At 40.4% G+C, this 18,035-nt stretch carries 20 protein-coding genes and 1 riboswitch; of the genes, 15 read left to right on the top strand and 5 right to left on the bottom strand.

Annotated elements, in window-relative coordinates:
* Nucleotides 1–104: 104 nt before the first annotated feature.
* Both IGI38_RS18260 and IGI38_RS18265 read left to right on the top strand, forming a co-directional pair.
* Nucleotides 105–635 (top strand): ClbS/DfsB family four-helix bundle protein, encoded by a 531-nt coding sequence (locus IGI38_RS18260; protein WP_438733193.1) that lies wholly within the window; start codon nucleotides 105–107, stop codon nucleotides 633–635.
* Between the two features lie 172 nt (nucleotides 636–807).
* Complete coding sequence (locus tag IGI38_RS18265) at nucleotides 808–1,875, top strand: peptidylprolyl isomerase (protein WP_438733195.1); 1,068 nt, start codon at nucleotides 808–810, stop codon at nucleotides 1,873–1,875.
* Between the two features lie 122 nt (nucleotides 1,876–1,997).
* On the opposite strand, the gene IGI38_RS18270 is transcribed toward IGI38_RS18265, so the two are convergent.
* The 3 genes from IGI38_RS18270 to IGI38_RS18280 all read right to left on the bottom strand — a co-directional run bounded on the left by IGI38_RS18270 (nucleotide 1,998) and on the right by IGI38_RS18280 (nucleotide 3,983).
* Entirely contained in the window at nucleotides 1,998–2,336 is a 339-nt protein-coding gene (locus IGI38_RS18270; RefSeq protein ID WP_438733196.1) for a hypothetical protein, read from the bottom strand.
* Nucleotides 2,326–3,621, bottom strand: coding sequence for a chloride channel protein (locus tag IGI38_RS18275; protein WP_438733198.1), 1,296 nt, complete (start codon nucleotides 3,619–3,621; stop codon nucleotides 2,326–2,328). The genes IGI38_RS18270 and IGI38_RS18275 overlap by 11 nt, the downstream gene beginning before the upstream one ends.
* Nucleotides 3,622–3,703: 82 nt before the next feature.
* Nucleotides 3,704–3,778: riboswitch (Fluoride riboswitch) on the bottom strand.
* Nucleotides 3,779–3,830: 52 nt separating this feature from the next.
* Nucleotides 3,831–3,983, bottom strand: a complete 153-nt coding sequence (locus IGI38_RS18280; protein WP_438733200.1) for a hypothetical protein — start codon at nucleotides 3,981–3,983, stop codon at nucleotides 3,831–3,833.
* Between the two features lie 193 nt (nucleotides 3,984–4,176).
* Between IGI38_RS18280 and IGI38_RS18285 the strand changes: the two genes are divergently transcribed.
* Both IGI38_RS18285 and IGI38_RS18290 read left to right on the top strand, forming a co-directional pair.
* The gene (locus IGI38_RS18285; RefSeq protein WP_438733202.1) at nucleotides 4,177–4,608 is read left to right on the top strand and encodes a DUF6323 family protein; all 432 of its coding nucleotides are present in this window, start codon (nucleotides 4,177–4,179) and stop codon (nucleotides 4,606–4,608) included.
* A complete protein-coding gene (locus tag IGI38_RS18290) occupies nucleotides 4,605–5,264 on the top strand; it encodes a DUF6179 domain-containing protein (protein WP_438733204.1) in 660 nt (219 codons plus the stop codon). The genes IGI38_RS18285 and IGI38_RS18290 overlap by 4 nt, the downstream gene beginning before the upstream one ends.
* On the opposite strand, the gene IGI38_RS18295 is transcribed toward IGI38_RS18290, so the two are convergent.
* Nucleotides 5,256–6,203: an IS30 family transposase gene (locus IGI38_RS18295; RefSeq protein WP_438725454.1), complete on the bottom strand. Its 948-nt coding sequence runs from the start codon at nucleotides 6,201–6,203 to the stop codon at nucleotides 5,256–5,258. The genes IGI38_RS18290 and IGI38_RS18295 overlap by 9 nt on opposite strands.
* 271 nt (nucleotides 6,204–6,474) lie before the next feature.
* On the opposite strand from IGI38_RS18295, the gene IGI38_RS18300 reads away from it, so the two are divergent.
* The gene (locus IGI38_RS18300; protein WP_438733206.1) at nucleotides 6,475–6,846 is read left to right on the top strand and encodes a hypothetical protein; all 372 of its coding nucleotides are present in this window, start codon (nucleotides 6,475–6,477) and stop codon (nucleotides 6,844–6,846) included.
* A 230-nt stretch (nucleotides 6,847–7,076) separates the two neighbouring features.
* Nucleotides 7,077–7,907: a sortase domain-containing protein gene (locus tag IGI38_RS18305; RefSeq protein WP_438733207.1), complete on the top strand. Its 831-nt coding sequence runs from the start codon at nucleotides 7,077–7,079 to the stop codon at nucleotides 7,905–7,907.
* A gap of 54 nt (nucleotides 7,908–7,961) precedes the next feature.
* On the opposite strand, the gene IGI38_RS18310 is transcribed toward IGI38_RS18305, so the two are convergent.
* A complete protein-coding gene (locus tag IGI38_RS18310) occupies nucleotides 7,962–9,515 on the bottom strand; it encodes a helix-turn-helix domain-containing protein (protein WP_438733209.1) in 1,554 nt (517 codons plus the stop codon).
* Between the two features lie 173 nt (nucleotides 9,516–9,688).
* Between IGI38_RS18310 and IGI38_RS18315 the strand changes: the two genes are divergently transcribed.
* The 9 genes from IGI38_RS18315 to IGI38_RS18355 all read left to right on the top strand — a co-directional run bounded on the left by IGI38_RS18315 (nucleotide 9,689) and on the right by IGI38_RS18355 (nucleotide 18,003).
* On the top strand, nucleotides 9,689–11,062 hold the full coding sequence (locus tag IGI38_RS18315; protein ID WP_438733211.1) for a M24 family metallopeptidase: 1,374 nt from the start codon (nucleotides 9,689–9,691) through the stop codon (nucleotides 11,060–11,062).
* A 169-nt stretch (nucleotides 11,063–11,231) separates the two neighbouring features.
* Entirely contained in the window at nucleotides 11,232–12,065 is an 834-nt protein-coding gene (locus IGI38_RS18320; protein WP_438733213.1) for a Rossmann-like and DUF2520 domain-containing protein, read from the top strand.
* Complete coding sequence (panB, locus tag IGI38_RS18325; RefSeq protein WP_438733214.1) at nucleotides 12,062–12,898, top strand: 3-methyl-2-oxobutanoate hydroxymethyltransferase; 837 nt, start codon at nucleotides 12,062–12,064, stop codon at nucleotides 12,896–12,898. The genes IGI38_RS18320 and panB overlap by 4 nt, the downstream gene beginning before the upstream one ends.
* A 2-nt stretch (nucleotides 12,899–12,900) precedes the next feature.
* Nucleotides 12,901–13,746 (top strand): pantoate--beta-alanine ligase, encoded by an 846-nt coding sequence (gene panC / locus IGI38_RS18330; RefSeq protein WP_438733216.1) that lies wholly within the window; start codon nucleotides 12,901–12,903, stop codon nucleotides 13,744–13,746.
* A gap of 90 nt (nucleotides 13,747–13,836) precedes the next feature.
* Nucleotides 13,837–14,730 carry a helix-turn-helix transcriptional regulator gene (locus tag IGI38_RS18335; RefSeq protein ID WP_438733218.1) on the top strand — a complete coding sequence of 298 codons (894 nt, stop codon included), beginning with the start codon at nucleotides 13,837–13,839 and terminating at the stop codon, nucleotides 14,728–14,730.
* A gap of 52 nt (nucleotides 14,731–14,782) precedes the next feature.
* Nucleotides 14,783–15,199, top strand: coding sequence for a DUF3788 family protein (locus tag IGI38_RS18340; RefSeq protein ID WP_438733220.1), 417 nt, complete (start codon nucleotides 14,783–14,785; stop codon nucleotides 15,197–15,199).
* A gap of 147 nt (nucleotides 15,200–15,346) precedes the next feature.
* Nucleotides 15,347–16,282, top strand: coding sequence for an ABC transporter ATP-binding protein (locus IGI38_RS18345; protein WP_438733222.1), 936 nt, complete (start codon nucleotides 15,347–15,349; stop codon nucleotides 16,280–16,282).
* A 15-nt stretch (nucleotides 16,283–16,297) separates the two neighbouring features.
* Entirely contained in the window at nucleotides 16,298–17,041 is a 744-nt protein-coding gene (locus IGI38_RS18350) for an ABC transporter permease (protein ID WP_438733224.1), read from the top strand.
* Nucleotides 17,038–18,003 (top strand): ABC transporter permease, encoded by a 966-nt coding sequence (locus IGI38_RS18355; RefSeq protein WP_438733225.1) that lies wholly within the window; start codon nucleotides 17,038–17,040, stop codon nucleotides 18,001–18,003. The genes IGI38_RS18350 and IGI38_RS18355 overlap by 4 nt, the downstream gene beginning before the upstream one ends.
* Nucleotides 18,004–18,035 lie beyond the last annotated feature (32 nt).

Below are 18,035 nucleotides of genomic sequence, written 5' to 3' on the forward strand. Positions count from 1 at the left end.
GTAGCCGCTTGATGGAAAAAAAAAGTTCAACTTCTCTCTTGACTCCCACGTTACGTGTTGGTCCATACTGATAATAAAGAAAGAATAATGAGGAGGAAATAATTATGGCACGACCAACAACAAAAATTGATTTGATCCAGGTAGGAAATGATGGTTACAAAAAAATGGACGATTTACTGGGCACGATTCCAACGGAGCATTTAAATACTACGTTCACCTTTGATGTTGAAAAGGAAAAGCAGGCTCATTGGAAACGGGATAAAAATTTGCGAGATGTTCTAATTCATTTGTATGAATGGCATCAATTACTGTTGCATTGGGTAAAGGCAAATCAGGCAGGTGAGACGCAGCAATTTTTAAAAGAAGGCTACAACTGGAAAACTTATGGAGCGATGAATATTGAATTTTTAGAAAAGCACCAAACAACTAGTTATGAGGAGGCGCGGGAGCTTTTAGCAGAAAGCCATCAGCAGGTGATGGCGCTGGCCGAAGATTTCTCAAATGATGAATTGTTTTCAAAGGGTGTCTTTCCTTGGGTGGGCGGCAGCCCTTTAGGCAGGTACTTTGTATCAGCTACATCAAGTCATTATGATTGGGCAACCAAGAAAATCAGAAAGTTCAAAAAATCCTTATAAAAAGAAGCAAGAATCGAGAGTAGTTCAAGCTGCTCTTTTTTCGTGTCGTCGAATACATTAAAAATATCGCAAATAAAATAATTCAAAAACAAAATAATTCCTGCTTTTAGGCGAATGACCGACCACCATTTTTTTTGGTACAATGAAAGAAAATGGTGGTTGGAGGTAGGGTATGAAAAAGAGCAAGGTTGTTTTGGCTGCGGGTGTACTAGGTGCCGCAGCAATCGTAATGAAACAAAAGTTGAAAAAGGAGACAGTCACCAAGCATCTGATTCCTCGACATTGGGATGAAGGGGAAATCAATGAGCGGCTGCAGACGTTTACTAAGAAGCTAGCGGCAGGCGACGAAGAAGCGCTCGAAACTTTCGTTTTAGGTAAGGAAGGAAAGTATTTCGCTCCATTAAAGGGGCAAGAATTGCTATTTTTAGAAGCGCATTTTCTGAGCCTATACAAGGTTAAGGAGAATAGCAGCAATAATCTTCGCGGTTTGGTTTCTTATCGTGTGGCAACGCCGAAAAAGGAATATACTTATTTAATCAAAGCGGCTCGTCTGAAAATCGGTGACCATTTGGATTGGTATATTCAGGAGACTATTCAGCAGGATTATGGCATTAAGTATCCTAACCAATACCTGTTGCAGTTGACGCCCGTTCGACCACATGAAGAGCTTTGCCAGGTCGAGACAGATGCGGGAACGATTACCATCAGACTGTTTCAGCAAGATACGCCGAAAGCAGTCAAAAACTGGCGTGGACTTGTTAAGCAAGGTTTCTACGATGGAACGCCTTTTGCACGAGTGATCAAGGATTTTGTAATCCAAGGCGGTGCATTAGACGGATCAGGACAAGAAAATCAGTCAATCTATGGCGGATTTTTCGAGGATGAAGTCGATGAGGGATTGTATCATTTTGATGGGGCGGTATGTCTCGGCAATCATGGCCCTAATACCAATGGCAATCAGTTTTATATTGTAGAGCGGAATCATGTAGACAACGAACAATTGTATCGCATGAATTTGCCGCAAAAGGTTCGGTCACATTATGAAGCGGTTGGCGGCATCCCTGAACTGGATGGACGCTATACCGTATTTGGCCAGGTTATTGAAGGAATGCCTGTTGTTCGTACGATCGCCAACCAAATGACCGACGATGAGGACGCACCGTTAGAACCGATCATGATTCAAAAAATCACGTTTAAAAAGCAAGTCAGAAATAATCTGATATGCTTAGACTGTCGATAAAAGCTGTTCCAAGCTCAAATTACGAGCTTGGAACAGCTTTTTATCTTTTAATTTCTAGCGTTTTATTTTACTGAATTTCGTTGTTTACGAGAACTGGCACATTGTTTCTAATAAGGAGTCGATTATTCCTCTTCAATTACGTGTACGATTGCTTTTTCAAATAATTTCCCATTAGTAATGAATACACGATCCAGCTTATTCAAGACATGATGGATATCAAATTCAATCAATCGCTCTTCGCCGGCCGTCAGTTGATGGTGATGGCGATAATCCCTAGTACGTTTTGGGATATCAATCCAACAGCCGCTATCACGGCTATAAACTGAGTGAGTCACATTGACGGTTCCTTTATCGACTTTAATTCGATATCTTTTAGGTCCAAATGTTTCGATCGGTAATTGATGAGAATGCTTTTTCCAGAATAAATGATGCAGTTCGACGGTTTCCTGCTTATTCGCCATTTTTAGCGGCCTCCTTGATTGTTCCGATACGATACCCCTCATGGTGCTTCAAGAAGACACTCTTCGCCCGTACGATTGTTTGCGAGGTATAAATACCTTGATGTCCGGAAACAAAGTAACTGATGAAGGCGGCAATAATGAAATAGGGCAATGCCTTTGCACCGAAAAGGTCGATGCCCAACATGATCGTTGTCAATGGGGCGTTTGCCGCACAGCCAAAAACGGCGATCATTCCTAGTGCGGCTAAGAAGGCAGGAGAGATGCCAAACAAATTTCCCAGGCTTCCACCCAATGAGGCCCCGATTGAAAACAACGGAGTTACTTCGCCCCCCTGCAAGCCGGCGCCTAAACTCAAGCTAGTTGTGAGCAACTTGATGATTGGATCAAGCAAAGTCGTTTTCCCGACAAAAGCATCATCAATCAATGGCAAACTTAAGCCCATAAACTTTTGACCGTGCATGAAAAAAATAGCGGCTGTCACGATCCCTGATGCAACAAATGCCCGCAACAGGTAGTTTTTGAATAAGCTAGCGTAGAAACGTTTCAATGAATGAGTCAGCAGCGCAAAAAGATGGCCGAAAATGCCGAATAAAGCCGACGCGAAAAGGATGATCGCTAAAAGTTTCAAGTTAAAATGAGGAATCACGCCGATTGGATGCCCTTCATGAACAGTACCTAAGGATTTTGACACATAGTCTGCTAGATAAGAGGAAAAGAAACAAGGGATCAGTGCCTTACGTTCTAAATTTCCAACATATGCCATTTCCATACCAAAGAATCCCCCAGCTAACGGGGTCCCGAAAATCGATGAAAAACCTGCACTAATTCCTGCATGAACCAATTGCTTTCGACAATTTTTTTCCAAATGAAAAGCGTCCGCAGCCTTATTGGCAAAAACGCCCCCGATTTGTACAGCACTTCCTTCACGACCAACAGAGGCACCGAATAGGTGAGAAAGAATCGTGAAAGCAAACGTAAAAAGTGCCATTCGACTCGGCACATCAGTCTCTTTCTCGGTACTTTCAATAATCAGATTATTTCCTTTTTGTGCGCCTTTTCCAAAGGATTGATAAATAAACGCCGTCAGCAGACCGAGAACAGGCAGGAAAAAGAGTAAATAGTGATGCGTTTGACGATAATCTGTCACAAAATGCAATGCCTTCAGCAAATAATGGGAGATCAAGCCAGTAAAAACACTAATAAGTGCAATCAAAAAATAAAGCAGTAGTAAATCCTTTAACTCCTTTCTCGCGTTTTGTTGTGATTGTTGTCGTGTTTCTTCCATTCCAAGACCTCCTAGATTTACCACGCTTATCAGCTGACATTGCGGCTAATAAGCAAAAAAAAAGCCAATGATCCCTACAAAATGAATTGTAGAAGTCATTAGCTTGATTCGCGGTTTAAGAAAATTTCTTAGGGAGACATTCATTCCCTTATTTAATTTCTATCTATTTTTACTGTAAAAAGTGGCAAAAGTCAACCAAAACCTGAGCCCTATTTTTTCTTTGTGGAATTTAAGCGCTTAGAAGTCAACCAATAAAGCAAAATCAACACTATCATAACAATCATACGCAATATCGCCGGCGGGCTCCACACCCAGATGATGAAAGCGGCGATCAATAAATAGAGCAGGGTAGCAACAATCATCAAAAATGCTCCTTTAGTTATTTTATTGATTAGGTAATCAGGTTAACACCTGCAACTATTAATGGAAAAAGTTAAGGAATGATTAAATCATCTTCCTTAACTCTCTTTATAATACCACATTTCCAGTTAGATTTCAAGATTGTCATTTTACCAACAGTATGATATTAAGGCTTTGAAGGGGGAGGATGAAGGAATGTCTAAGTTTGACCTATCGTTATTTAACCAGTTTCTTTCGCAACAAAAGGAGAACCCGCGCTCGGTGATCAATCAGGAGCTTAAAGCCAATCACAAAGCCTTTCAATTGTCGATCGAGGATTTCTCAGAAATCTCGGAAGAACGAAAACAGCTCTTTAAAGAACATCACCTAATGGATTTTAGCTGGGCGAATTCTCAGTCGATTGGGAGCTTCTTAGTTTCTGAACCAATCTTCTACAAAAGTGATTATTTAGCACACTACTCGATACTCCAAGCAGTCTTTTACTATCTGCGGAGCTATCATCCTGGTGGAATAACTGATCAAGAGATTATGGAGGAGATTGAACGACGCTATCAAAAGTATCAAGGGGATGTAGAAATGTTGCAGGGCTCATTTGAAGATTTTCCAGAATTGGAGGAAGACATGTGAAAAATGAATTGTTAGATCCGGCCTTTTATCCATTTTTTATAAAAAAGCTGCAAGAACGACTAAGCGGATCAAGCGTCATGCCGATCGATCAGGCAGAAAGAATTCAGCAGTCCGTTGAATTTGTATTAGCCAACGGAAAAGAGGGGAGTCTGCCAGAACGCTTTGAACAAGGAAAAGAACAGTTGACCCAACGCTTATCGGCGCTTCAAAAACTTTACCAAACAATTCAAGATAATTATCAAAGTTTTGGAATTGAATCATTGGAAGAGAGTCTGGATGAAATCGGCAACTTTTTTTCAGGATACGACCTTGATTACGGAGCAGCAGAAGTAGATCAAGCCTTCCTTGATTATCAACTTGCCGAAGCTGTTCCGGCTGATTTTGTCGGGCTCGATTTTTATGAACGTTATCTGCATAATTTGGCGGCTGAAGCTTCATTCCTCAAACATATTCCAGAAAATCAAATTTATGAGCTGCTCGATCATTATCAGCGAGGGTTAGGGTTCGACTACCGTAAAGATGTGAATAATCTATTTGAGATCGTGTTTAAACAAATGCTCGGCAAATTGCTCCTTTGTAAAAAAGAAATTCATACGTTATTGTTCAATCCAATCGAAGCACAATATGTTTTAGGAAAGGCTGAATTGTCAAATTAATTGCAACATTTCTTCTTGAAAGACTTCCCAACAATTTTTCCAGTTCAATGTTTTTTTAGGACGCATATTTATCTTGCGTAATGCTTCCTGTTTCTCCGTAGGGGGTACCTTTGAAAAATCAGTTCCCTTAGGGAAGAATTCTCTAAATAAACCATTCCCATTTTCGTTAGATCCGCGTTGCCATGGGGAGTATGGATCACAAAAATACATAGGTACGTCTAAATCTTTCTCAATTTCTTTCCAGCAAGAAAACTCTTTCCCACGGTCGACCGTAAAGCTTAAAAATGCCTTGTGACTCCCTAGGTCTTGCACAAAAGCTTTAATCGCTTGTGCCATTGACTTCGCGGTACGATCCCTCATTGAGATCGCCCAATAAAAGCGTGTTTTCCGTTCAATAAACGTTGCTTCGCAGGCTTTGCTTTCCCCTCTGCTAGAAACAACTGTGTCCAACTCCCAATGTCCAAATTCTTCTCGAGTTGACACAGAAGCTGGGCGTTCATCAATGGTATGCCCTACAGTCATTTTGCCTCGTGCCTCTTCTTGTTTTTCTTGTCTTCTGCCTTTATGTCTCAGACACTGTTTAGACACATTAAGAATACCGGCATAGAGCCAATTGTAAATGGTTTTGAATGAAACTATTTGACGATCATTCGCAATTTGTTCAGGGGACCAGCTGTCTTCAAGATCACATTCAATCTGATAAGCGAATTCAGAAGTCCATTTGGACTTCGCACCACAGGCACTGCGCTTCATTTCCGCATCTAATTGCGCATTGTCGGCATTATAGATCAAATCTTCGGGTACTCGTTTCAACTCACGATCAATCGTTGTTCGGCTAACACCAATTCTGTCCGCTATTTCTTGAATACTCTTGGCATCATAAATCATCGTCTCTATACATTTTCGATTATCTCGTGTAAGCTTTTTGTGTGAACCCATCAAAATCACTCCTAGTAGTTTGTTATCCTAAACTCATTTTACTAGAAATTTTTGATGGGTTCTTTGTTGCGATTAATATTACAATTCAGCAAAGATAAAAAGGCAAAAAATATTTCCAGAGCTGGAGAGCGTTTTCCAACAAAATGAGTATTATCGTCGTGTATTCCAGCAGTATCAAGTCACGATCTGTCGATTACTAGATCCTGAGAACGCTGTTCGCTTCTTTATTGTGAATGGGAATAGGAAGAAGACATTAGAATTGCCTTCGACCATGTCAGCAACTCGCTTCAATCAATTACTGGAAGCGTATGATGTCGCGGATCAACCAGAAAAAATACAATTGATTACGGATGAAATTTCAGCTCCAGAAGACTTCAAGGAATACCTGGAAAATAGTGAAGAAAACCCAGAGTTTTATAAAAGTCTTTTTAAAAGCCTTGGTAAAAACTTTATAAAGACTCTCATGCTATTTGTTATGAGAGATTTTGATTGCGCTAAAAGTGAAGATATCCTTGATACGAAAGCTTCTGATGGATTATTGAATCTTTTAAAAGATTATATAAAAACTTTGGATTTTGCTGTTCGTTCTGAACTTTTTGAGGATGTTAATGAGTATCAACTACTTCCTCGGGATATCTCTTAAACCTATGATTCTATCGTAAAGTAAGAACTTTCCCAATAATTTGCTCGACCAGTTTTGTCATACGCAGAGAAAGTTATGAAATAATTGAAGAAAAACCCGCTAATTAGTCGATTGAGCTAGATAAATATAATATAGATAGTTATTTCACGAGCAGTATCCAACGTATATTCTCGATTTTCCGTTAATTTGTAGGCAAATAGCAAATAGCTTTTGCTTAGGAGGAAATGGAAATGAGTACCTATTTAAAATTTATTTTAATTGCCGCCCTTTTTTTAACAACGGGTGCTGCATCTGTCTTAGCAGATTCTGACATGAGTTCTTCTTCTAGTACGACGGAACAGTCAACAGTCAAAAAGGCTACTAGTAAGGAAGATAAAAAAGCTGAGGCTTCATCTGAAAGAACATCGGATACTTCGACTAAACCGTCTGAAACGACAAATCAATCAACGAGCAGTAGTGAGGCTAACGCGCAAAGCAACCATGAGGGAGCATCCGAAACGAAGGCTTCTTCAACTGCCGCGGAGGAAACGACTGCATCTCCAGAAGCGACTGATCAACCAGAACCAGTGGTTAATGAAGCAGAACCAGCGAGCCAAACAGCTGAATCAACAGATAATCAGAATGTAGCAGAGCCAGAACAGCCAACTTCAATTCAAGCGGACCAATTAATGATTAACGGGCAGTTTATTTCTTATTCAAATGCTGGACAAGGAAGTGGTCAAGCAATCATTGACGCTAATCCAAATCAAGTAGCAACTTGGGGTGGAGCAGCCGTGCAATCAGGAAACGACGGAGCCAATACACACTTCATCGGGCATAACCCTGGAATCTTTAATGTTCTATTTTCAGTAGGAGCCGGAGCGAAAGTAGAGGTTTCTGACAGTTCCAATAATGTAACTTCATATACCGTTTCCCAGGTCGTTACAGTTGATGATTCGGGAATGGCGGAAGACGGAACCGATTACTGGGATCAGATCACTGGAACTGGCGGCGGAGAACGTATCACTCTGCAAACATGTATCAATGATGACTATAATCTGATTGTCTTTGCCAATAAATAATCGAGAAAAAAATCAGCCCCATTTAAACAGAAGCGTTTAAACGAGGCTGATTTTCTATTTGTTTAAGATTTGTTGAGAGAAGTAGATTTCCTTGGCAGTTTTTGTTTTTATATTTCCCAGTGCTTTTAAGTGTCTGCGAGATTCATTTTTCTGTGTTGTAATGATAAGGTTCCATAGATTTTCTCGATCAGAAGCAGAGAAGAAATTGTTCACGATTAAGACGTTTTCGCTGTCATAATTTTTGATCGGATTGTTACTTAGAACGATGTCATACTTAGCAAAGTCTTCAAAGTCTTCTGGTCCCGCTGAGATGACAGGCTCTTTGAAGGTATCAACGGAGATCCATTTATTATAATTTGCGGTTAGGAAATCCTGCAGCATTTCTCCATGCTTGCGGCCTAGATCGCTAACGACGAGGATCGTGACTTTTCGTCTCAGCTTTTCTAAGTGTAAGGGCAGGTGGGACCATTCCTTCATTAGTAAGAAAAAGATATTGGTTAAGCGAATGTCGGTCCATAATTCTGGTGATTTCTTTTCGATATCCTGCAAATGGATTTTTACAAGGGTTGAGAAAATCGGATAGACCAGCTGAATCTCACGAGCAAATTTTTGATATTTATCAAACAGCATGATTTGACGGTAAGGATAAAAATTATATTCCACATACCATGACATCATTTGCTGGATGATCTTCCGCCTATCTTCACGATCCAACGGATATTCGATCGCTAGTGAGAGATTTTTTAAAAAGGTATCGATCTTGCTGTTAATCCGCACGATCTGTTCGGGATTGTCCCAATTGTAAAACTCATGGAAAACGGTTCGACTAATTTCTTTGTACCATTTTTGCGGCAGCTCGAAGCCAGTTTCTGCTAATAAATGTTCAGCAAAGGGACGGCTGAAATCCATGACCTTGTCGATCGTATCGTCTTCTTCAGCGTAAATACTTTCTGGCAAGTAAAATCCCTGATGCATTCGGTTTAAAGTCACCAGGAATAAATAGGCTGCCTCTTGAATTTCTCGATCATCTAGCGAAACATCAAAGTCTGTGGAGGTTCGCATAATAAAACAGGTAGTTTCTTCATGATCCAGAGAAAAGGGCCACTGGTTGACCCCATATGCTTCTGTAAAATATTGTTGGTAAAAGAAGCGGACCCACCGTTCATCTGGCCCTGTGATTCGAAAGGGCGATCGTTCAAGTTGAAGACCGCGCCGTTTTAAAAAGTCCTCTAACGCATTGACCATCCGGTAAAAGGAAGCCTCGCTCATAAACAATTCATTGATCCAATAATCCGCGTCCTGATTGGACTCATACAGCATTTTTTCAACAAATTGGAACTCATTCGATTCTTTGTAAATCAGGCCATAGACGTTGCCCATTTTATTTGAAGTAATATTGTTCAGGCGTACGCCTTGGAATTTTGAGTATTCAATATAAATATAATCTCCCCAAAACTCATTGATGAAATCGACATCTGATAATAGCGTTTTCGCGGAGCAATCGATCGTACGGGCAGCCTCTTTAATATCGCACCAGGAAGGCAGCTGATCTAAAAATTCAACGAATTGAATTCGTCGGTAAGTAGAGGAGTTAAGTAGCTGTTTCATATTGACTCCTTTCAAAAATAATTTTTTATGTTTATAATTTTACCGATTTTCTTAAAAAAAAGCGAGCTATTTAGTTAGAGAATAAAATAAATTGTTGAGATAGAAGAAAAAAAGTGAGTATTTTCACAAACAGTGCTATGTTATGATAGAAAAAAAGAAGGAGCTAACTAAACGTGATTAAATTAGAAAAAATTATAGCACCCAAATTAGATGAAAATGTCTTGCCGGTTCAACTGACAGATCAGACGATGGCAGCACGTAAAGATAATTTATTAAAAAGAATGCGGGAAGATGCTTATGATGCAGTCGTGATCTATGCTGACTTGGAACATGGCGGAAATTTTGAGTATTTCACGGGTTTTGTTCCGCGTTTTGAGGAGGCATTATTGGTTGTTCACCAATCCGGTGAAGCTTACTTAGTCTTAGGAAACGAAAACTTGAATAAAGTACCATTTGCTCGGATCGAAGCGAAGGCAGTCCATTTGCCACATTTCTCACTGCCAAATCAACCGATGGAAACAACGTTGAGTGTGCCGGATATTTTGAAACAAACGAAATTAGACACTGCGGCTTCAATTGGGTTGATCGGCTGGAAGAACTTCACTAGTCAACAAGAAGACAATGCCGCATTTTTTGATCTGCCATATTTTTTAGTAGAAGGCTTAAAACAAGCAGCCCCAGCAGCGAATTTCAAGAATGCCGCCTATTTGATGATTGGTGAAAATGGCTTACGGACTACCAACAATGCCAACGAAATCGCTCATTATGAGTTTGGTGCAATGGTCGCTGGGAATTGTATTTTAAATGCGATGGATCAATTGAAACTTGGAAAAAGTGAAATGGAGATCGGCGCGTACTTGAATAATTATGGTCAAACGCCTAGTGTAGTTACGATCATGGCGACTGGCGCACGTTTTGAGAAAGCGAACTTGTATCCAACAGGGAAGAAGATTCAGCTTGGCGATCGTATTTCCATGACTAGTGGATATAAAGGCGGTCTGCAAAGCCGCGGCGGTTATGCGGTCAACACCAGCGAAGAATTGCCTGAAGCTGAGCAGGATTATTTAGATCGTATTGCTAAGCCTTACTTTAATGCGGTCAAGACCTGGTTTGAAACTATCGCTGTTGATAGGACGGGTATGACTTTATACAATCAGATCGAGCAAGTCTTGCCAAAAGCGACATACGGCTGGCATTTAAATCCAGGTCATCTTTGCGCGGATGAGGAATGGTTGGCTTCACCGATTTATCCTGCCTCAACAGAACGAATCAAAAGCGGTATGATTTTCCAATTTGATATTATTCCATCAGTTGCCGGCTATTCTGGTGCTAGCTGTGAAGGTGGCGTAGTACTAGCGGATGAAAGTTTGCGGGCAGCCATCAAAGCGGATTACCCAGAAATGTGGTCACGAATGCAAGCGCGCCGCAGCTATTTAATAGAAGAAATCGGTATCGCACTAAGTGAAGAAGTCTTGCCGATGTCTAATGCGGCGGCCTATTACCGTCCGTTCTTCTTAAATAAAGAAGCCGCGTTAACAGCTAAATAAAGGAAATAATTAATACCTCAGGGGAACAACCTTGAGGTATTTTTTTAATTTACTTAAAGAAATGGACAATATCGTTTTGTCAGTTCAAAAAGCCGCAGCAAACTTAATCGCAGTTATGCTATACTTTTTCTAATAAATTTTTAAGGAAAGACTTAAAGGAGGAACACGGATGCGGATTGGTTTTATCGGTGCGGGAAAAGTAGGAACGAATTTAGCCCGCTATTTTTACAGCAAAAACTTTGCGATTGCCGGTTTTTACAGTAATCATTTTGAGCAAGCTGTCGAAAGTTCGCAAAAAACAAAGAGTCAAGCGTTTACTAGTTTGGCTGAATGCGTCAAGGCGAGTGATTGGTTGTTTCTGACTGTTCCGGATGATTGCTTAGCAGCAGTTTGGTTTGAAGTTGAGCCCTTGATATCAAACGAACAATTCATTTTCCATTGCAGCGGTGCGAAGAGTGCGAGTATTTTTACAACCAAGAAGGTGTCATCCTGCTTTTCGCTGCACCCTTTGCTGGCTTTTGCTAATAAAGAGATGCCATTGGAGCTGATAGCTGAGGCTCCCTTTACATTGGAAGGTTCAAAAAATTTAAAATACGTCGAAAAAATCTTGGCGTCGTTAAATAATCCCTTAGCAGTCATCGCTTCTGAAGAGAAAGTACGATATCATGCCGCCTGTGTATTTGCCAGCAACCTAGTCGTCGGATTGGCAGCTACCGCTGAAGAGGTATTGTTGAATTGCGGTTTGCCGGAAGAATTCGCCCAGAATGCTTGGCGTCAGCTCTTTTTACAAAATACCCAGAATTTACTAGCGATGAGTCCTAGTGAAGCGTTGACTGGACCAGTTGAAAGGAATGATCTTTCAACAGTGAGTGATCACTTAGCAACATTAACAGGCGAAGAAGCAGCTATTTATCGAGCGCTCACTAAAAAGCTGCTTCACATAGCAGCTGCAAATCACCCGGAACGGGATTATCAAGTAATGGAAAGGATGTTGAATCAGTGAAAAATACCGTTTTGACGATGCAAGCACAGAAAGAAAAAGGTGAAAAAATCAGCATGCTGACAGCTTATGATTATTCCACTGCTAAAGTTATGGATCAAGCTGGGATCAATTCACTTCTGGTAGGAGATTCATTAGGGATGGTGATGCTTGGTTATGAGGATACCTTATCCGTTACGATGGAGGATATGATTCACCATTCTCAAGCAGTGGCGAACGGGGCGAAGAATGCGCTTGTAGTGGCTGACCTGCCATTCATGTCCTATCACATCTCGGTTTCCGATGCTGTTTATAATGCGGGCAGATTGATGAAAGAGGGCAGAGCCGCGGCAGTCAAACTGGAAGGCGGCGAAGCCTTTAGCGATACGATCCAAGCAATCACGCGCGCATCTATCCCTGTCATGGGACATATCGGACTGACTCCGCAATCAATCAATGCTTTTGGTGGATTCAAGGTTCAAGGAAAGACGATCGAAGCTGCTGAAAGAATACTGAGAGATGCGCTGGCGGTAGAAAAAGCAGGTGCTTTTGCGATCGTTTTAGAAGCAATTCCCGCCGACCTGGCAGCCCTGATTACGAAAAGACTGACTATCCCGACAATTGGCATCGGCGCCGGTAATCAGACGGATGGGCAGGTTTTGGTTTATCAAGATATGCTGGGAATGTACGGCGACATGCAACCGAAATTTGTTAAACGTTACGCTGAATTAGGTATAGATATGACAGAGGCGATCCAACAATACAAAGCTGAAATCCAACAAGAGGAGTTTCCCGCCCCAGAACATACTTTCAGTATCGCACCAGAAATAATCAAAGTATTAGAGGAAGGTGAGTAAGCGTGGAAACTGTCGAGTCGATCGAAAAAACAAGAACGAAAATCAAATACTGGCGGCAGCTGGGGCAATCGGTTGGTCTAGTACCTACCATGGGCTATTTACACGAAGGACATCAAAGTTTGATTGAAAAAGCCGTTAAAGAAAATGACCATGTGGTTGTCAGTATATTTGTAAATCCGACACAATTCGCACCAAATGAGGATTTAGCCAGTTATCCTCGTGATCTGGAGAAAGATCAGGAGTTATGCGAAAAGGCTGGGGTTCGTTTAATTTTTCATCCTGAGCCACAGGAGATGTATCCGGCTGGTTTTAATACGTATGTAGCAGCCTATGGAACGACGGAAGTGCTAGAAGGCGCCAGTCGGCCAATTCATTTTCGAGGCGTTACGACCGTCGTTTTAAAATTATTGCAGATTGTTCAACCGGATCGCGTTTACTTTGGCCAAAAGGATGCGCAGCAAGTTGCTGTTGTTCAGCAAATGGTTCGCGATCTGAATGTTCCTACAGAAATCATTGCTTGTCCGATCATTCGCGAAGCAGATGGATTGGCCAAAAGTTCACGGAATGTTTACTTATCTGCAACTGAACGAAAGGCTGCGCTAGTGTTAAGTCGTGCATTAGGTTTGGCGAAAAATCAATTAGAGCACGGTATTCGTGATCCACAACTAGTGATTCAAGCAATGGTCGAGGCTATTAATCAGGAACCATTGGCGAAAATTGATTATATAGAAGTTGTTGATCAAAGATCACTGAAAACGGTCAATACGATTGATTCCCCGATTTTAGTACCGATCGCTGTCTATATTGGAAAAACACGATTGATCGATAATTTTTATTGGAATGAATAACGTCAGATGGGACTGATCCAGATAATTCGGATCAGTCCTTTTCCTGCTCTGAGTGTCGTGATATGCTAGATAATGAGGGGAGGGCGGCAAATGATTGAAAGCAGACTATTGCAAATTCTTTTTATTCTATTAGAAAAAGGTTCCGTGACCGCACCAGCGCTGGCAGAGAAATTTGAGGTTTCCGCTCGTACAATTTATCGCGACATTGATGCATTGAGTGCTGCGGGTATTCCAGTTTATGCGGTCAGAGGCAAAGGCGGAGGGATCTTTATCCGTGAAAATTATGTTTTAGATAGAACCTTGTTTTCTGATGAAGAACAAAAAGAACTATTGATCGCTCTTCAAAATTGGAATCTCACCGATGGCACGACGACCAGTCCGCTAGCCGCAAAACTCAGTATGCTCTTCAAAAAGGAGAAGCACGATTGGTTAGAAATTGATTTTTCAGATTGGACCGGCTGGCGAAATGATTTATTTTTGGAAATTCAACGAGCCACTCTTTCTAAAAAAGTTATCAAAATAGGCTATCTAGGAAGCGATGGTCAAATCACCGTACGAAATTTAGAGCCTCTGAAACTGGTTTTTAAAGATAAAGCGTGGTATTTGTATGCCTTTTGTCGTTTGAGAGCGGATGGACGGTTATTTAAGATCACTCGAATACGGGAATTGGATGTTTTGTCAGAATCCTTCACACGTGAAGCACCCGCAAAAGTTTTCTCTAAAAAGCAAATACCGCCTAACCGCGTGATTGAACTGACCCTATGGTTTGATGCAGCCGTTCGTTCTCGAGTTCAAGAAGAATTTGAAATGATTATTCAACAGGAGGATGGGACATCAATCGTTGTCATCTCATTACCTGACGATGAATCTACCATGAATTTTTTACTTTCCTATGGGGATCATTTGGAAATTCAAGCACCACAAGAATATCGCGCAAGAATGGCTGCTCGGATTGAAAAACTGTTAAATAAGTACAGAACTTGACACTCATTTACAAGTTACTGTTGGTAAACTGATGGTAAAGGAGGCGTTTTAAATGAAACCTATCTTAAAAGACCCAGAAGAATTCCCAACAATTGAAAATTTGGCGAACCAGCTTTCCACAGATAATCTAAAGCTTTACCAGCAGTTGTTAGTCGAGCTTCATGATCAATCCTTCATGGAAGACTGGAATTATTATAAGGATGGAAATAATTGGTTAAGCAAAATTTTATTCAAAAAGAAAAACCTCGGCTGGATATCTGTTTGGGAGACAGGCATTAAGGTGACAGTTTATTTTGGTGAAAGAATCTGGCCAACATTGGTCGCCAGCGAATTGTTCAGCAAGCTTGAAGCCAACGGTGCAACGATTCATAAATCGGGAAAATTAACTGCTGTTTTGATCCCGCTTCGGGACGAGACCAGTTTACAAACAGCTGTAGAGACAATTAAATTCAAAAAAAACGCAAAATAGAAGAAGGAGAATGGTCCATGCATCGACTATTCTCCTTCTTCTATTTTGTTTTAGCCGAGTGAAATAATTTCTGAATATCAACCACATGGTGGATAGGAATCAAACCAAACCTTTTCTACAATAGAAGTTGTAAGGAGGAGAGCGTTGATGAAACCATTAATTGAAGTAAAACAATTAGAAAAGAGCTATAAAAGTAAAAAGGTGATCCATGGAATATCCTTTTCAATTTACGAAGGAGAGATTTTATGTCTCCTAGGACCAAATGGCGCCTCAAAAAGTACAACGATCAATATTCTATGTGGTGCACTTGGATTTGATAGCGGAGAGGTAACTTGCAAGGGTGCTCCGATTGATAAAAATTTGCAGGCATTTAAACAACAATTGGGCGTTGTTCCGCAAGATTTAGCTTTATATGAGGATCTGACAGCAGAAAAGAATGTTCAATTTTTCGCTTCTTTATATGGCTTGAAAGGAAAAGAATTGGAAGCGGGAGTCACCTTTGCGTTGTCATCGGTGGGGTTAACCAGTCATCGAACAGAAAAGGTAGCATCCTTTTCCGGTGGTATGAAGCGAAGACTAAACATCGCGTGTGCCCTCGCTCATCGCCCGGCCTTGCTTATTATGGATGAGCCTACGGTAGGAATTGATCCTCAATCTAGAAATCACATATTGAATTCGATCAGAGATATGCAGTTGAAAGGAATGACTGTTCTCTACACCACTCATTATATGGAAGAAGTAGAAGAAATCTCTTCGCGAATTATTATTATGGACCATGGTCAGATTATTGCTGAGGGGACAAAGGAAGCTTTAAAAGAAAAAAATGATGAACGAAAAATCACGATTGAAATCAGTGATTCAAATGAAATTTCGTTGGACTCCTTTTATCAAATTGAAGGTGTAAAAGAAGTGGCATTAAACGAGGATGAATTGTTAATCACTTCAATCAAAGGAATCGAGAATCTCGATCACATTATCGACAAGCTGATTCGTTTGCAACAGAAAATCCAAAATGTTGTTGTTCAAGAGGCTAATTTAGAAACAATCTTTTTGGATTTAACGGGTCGATCTTTAAGAGATTAAGAAAGGAGAAGAACAATGTATCGACTTTTTAGAATTATTCAACGTGATACGATGAATCTGATTACGAATCCTATGTGGATATTCTTTAGTTTAATGTTTCCATTTCTGTTAGTCGCCATATTAGGTTTTTTAACGGGAGGACTGTATGGAGATTATTTTACTAGTTATGACTATTACGGTGTCACACTAATGTTGTTTTCAACGATGTATGCAGCGACTTTTTCAGCCAATAGTTTCATGGAGGAAAAAATCAAAAAGGCCAATTTGCGAATTGTGTATTCACCTATACGTAATTGGTTTATTCCTTTTTCAAAAGCTGTTGCTACTTTTATTTTTACTACTTTCTTTTATACCATCGCCGCTGTGATTTGTCATTTGCTGTTTCAAATAAGATTTGGTGATGGCAAGCTGTTGCAGATATGGCTTTTATTTATTGGAATGAACTTACTATTCAGCTGTATCGGAGTATTGATGTGCTGTATTTTCAAAAGTGAAGGAGTTGCCAATCAAATTCTTAGTATTTTGACTGCTGCGTTGGCAATGCTCTCTGGCTTTCTATTTCCAATCGCTAACTTAGGAGAGACATTTGTCAAGATAAGCAAGTGGCTGCCTACGACTAAGGTGGCACAGACAATCTTCGAAATGATTTACGATCAGAATTCGGCAAACTTTTCTTCAGTTTTTTTGATGCTAGTCGCTTTTTCTGTTTTGATATTGGCAGTATCGACGATTCTATTTAACGGGGAGGGATATGTATGATCGCGATGTTCAGAAATGATGGGGCTAGAACATGGCAGAATAAAGCACGGCTCTTTGTTATGTTAGGTTTGATCCTTGTATCCATTGTTCTAGCAGTTTTTGTTAGCGGTAAAGAAAATTTTTCAACCAAAATTGGACTAATCGGCCCTTCGAAACATGAAGTAGTTTCGGATACTGTAAAAATAGATCGCCTTTCACAAGAACCTGAAAAATCAGCGTTAGCCTTAGGAACGTATGACGCAATTGTTGATATGCGAAGCGGTACTCCCGTGATAACGACCTTTAAAGGTGAGGAATATAAAAAAGAACTGACGGAGTACCTCAAAAATCCTCAGTCTATTCGAAATAGTCAGAAAAACGAAGGAGGCATTGGCAGCATGATTATCGGCTATATGTTGATGTTCGTATTGATGTCCAGTGTAACGAATATGCTGCTGTTTAGTGAAGATAAAGAAAAACACATTATGGAACGAATCAGCACCACACCAGTTAGTTTTATCAAATTATTCGCGAACTATTCATTGTTTTCTTGGCTATTACTGTTTATTCCCAACATTTTGATTCTTGCGAGTATTTCGCTTTTGGGTCTTACCGACATCGGTTTTTCTGTTTCCAATTATCTTGTATTGATTGGTTTGATCGCTCTCTTTGGGGTGTCATTCTCAATTTGCAACGCATCCTTTTTCAAAGTAGCAGATACGGCAAGTATGTTGGGATCGATGATTATGATGATCACCACCATATTATCGGGGAGTTTCTTTTCGCTGGATAACGGCAATAAGTTCTTCAACAGCTTAATCCATTGGTTGCCGCAAAAACAATTTTTGGAGTTAGTTAAAAATATTGAGGCTGGCCAAAGCTATGGAGAAAACTCTCAACGGCTGCTCTATTTGATTGGCGTAAGTACGGTTTTGATGATCGTTGCTATTTTAAAAACAAGAAGGGAGTATGTCCGTAATTGAGTAAACTGATATACTAAGGGTACTTTTATTGG

The organism is Enterococcus sp. AZ128 (assembly GCF_051714485.1).
In the GTDB taxonomy this organism is placed as follows: domain Bacteria; phylum Bacillota; class Bacilli; order Lactobacillales; family Enterococcaceae; genus Enterococcus_A.

What these genes read in the sequence shown, in the direction of transcription:
- IGI38_RS18295 (WP_438725454.1), bottom strand. Translation starts at nt 6,203, where the DNA reads ATGGGTTCACACAAAAAGCTTACACGAGATAATCGAAAATGTATAGAG.
- IGI38_RS18260 (WP_438733193.1), top strand. Translation starts at nt 105, where the DNA reads ATGGCACGACCAACAACAAAAATTGATTTGATCCAGGTAGGAAATGAT.
- IGI38_RS18280 (WP_438733200.1), bottom strand. Translation starts at nt 3,983, where the DNA reads ATGATTGTTGCTACCCTGCTCTATTTATTGATCGCCGCTTTCATCATC.
- IGI38_RS18345 (WP_438733222.1), top strand. Translation starts at nt 15,347, where the DNA reads ATGAAACCATTAATTGAAGTAAAACAATTAGAAAAGAGCTATAAAAGT.
- IGI38_RS18265 (WP_438733195.1), top strand. Translation starts at nt 808, where the DNA reads ATGAAAAAGAGCAAGGTTGTTTTGGCTGCGGGTGTACTAGGTGCCGCA.
- IGI38_RS18285 (WP_438733202.1), top strand. Translation starts at nt 4,177, where the DNA reads ATGTCTAAGTTTGACCTATCGTTATTTAACCAGTTTCTTTCGCAACAA.
- IGI38_RS18300 (WP_438733206.1), top strand. Translation starts at nt 6,475, where the DNA reads ATGTCAGCAACTCGCTTCAATCAATTACTGGAAGCGTATGATGTCGCG.
- IGI38_RS18340 (WP_438733220.1), top strand. Translation starts at nt 14,783, where the DNA reads ATGAAACCTATCTTAAAAGACCCAGAAGAATTCCCAACAATTGAAAAT.
- IGI38_RS18350 (WP_438733224.1), top strand. Translation starts at nt 16,298, where the DNA reads ATGTATCGACTTTTTAGAATTATTCAACGTGATACGATGAATCTGATT.
- IGI38_RS18305 (WP_438733207.1), top strand. Translation starts at nt 7,077, where the DNA reads ATGAGTACCTATTTAAAATTTATTTTAATTGCCGCCCTTTTTTTAACA.
- IGI38_RS18320 (WP_438733213.1), top strand. Translation starts at nt 11,232, where the DNA reads ATGCGGATTGGTTTTATCGGTGCGGGAAAAGTAGGAACGAATTTAGCC.
- IGI38_RS18355 (WP_438733225.1), top strand. Translation starts at nt 17,038, where the DNA reads ATGATCGCGATGTTCAGAAATGATGGGGCTAGAACATGGCAGAATAAA.
- IGI38_RS18270 (WP_438733196.1), bottom strand. Translation starts at nt 2,336, where the DNA reads ATGGCGAATAAGCAGGAAACCGTCGAACTGCATCATTTATTCTGGAAA.
- IGI38_RS18310 (WP_438733209.1), bottom strand. Translation starts at nt 9,515, where the DNA reads ATGAAACAGCTACTTAACTCCTCTACTTACCGACGAATTCAATTCGTT.
- IGI38_RS18335 (WP_438733218.1), top strand. Translation starts at nt 13,837, where the DNA reads ATGATTGAAAGCAGACTATTGCAAATTCTTTTTATTCTATTAGAAAAA.
- IGI38_RS18275 (WP_438733198.1), bottom strand. Translation starts at nt 3,621, where the DNA reads ATGGAAGAAACACGACAACAATCACAACAAAACGCGAGAAAGGAGTTA.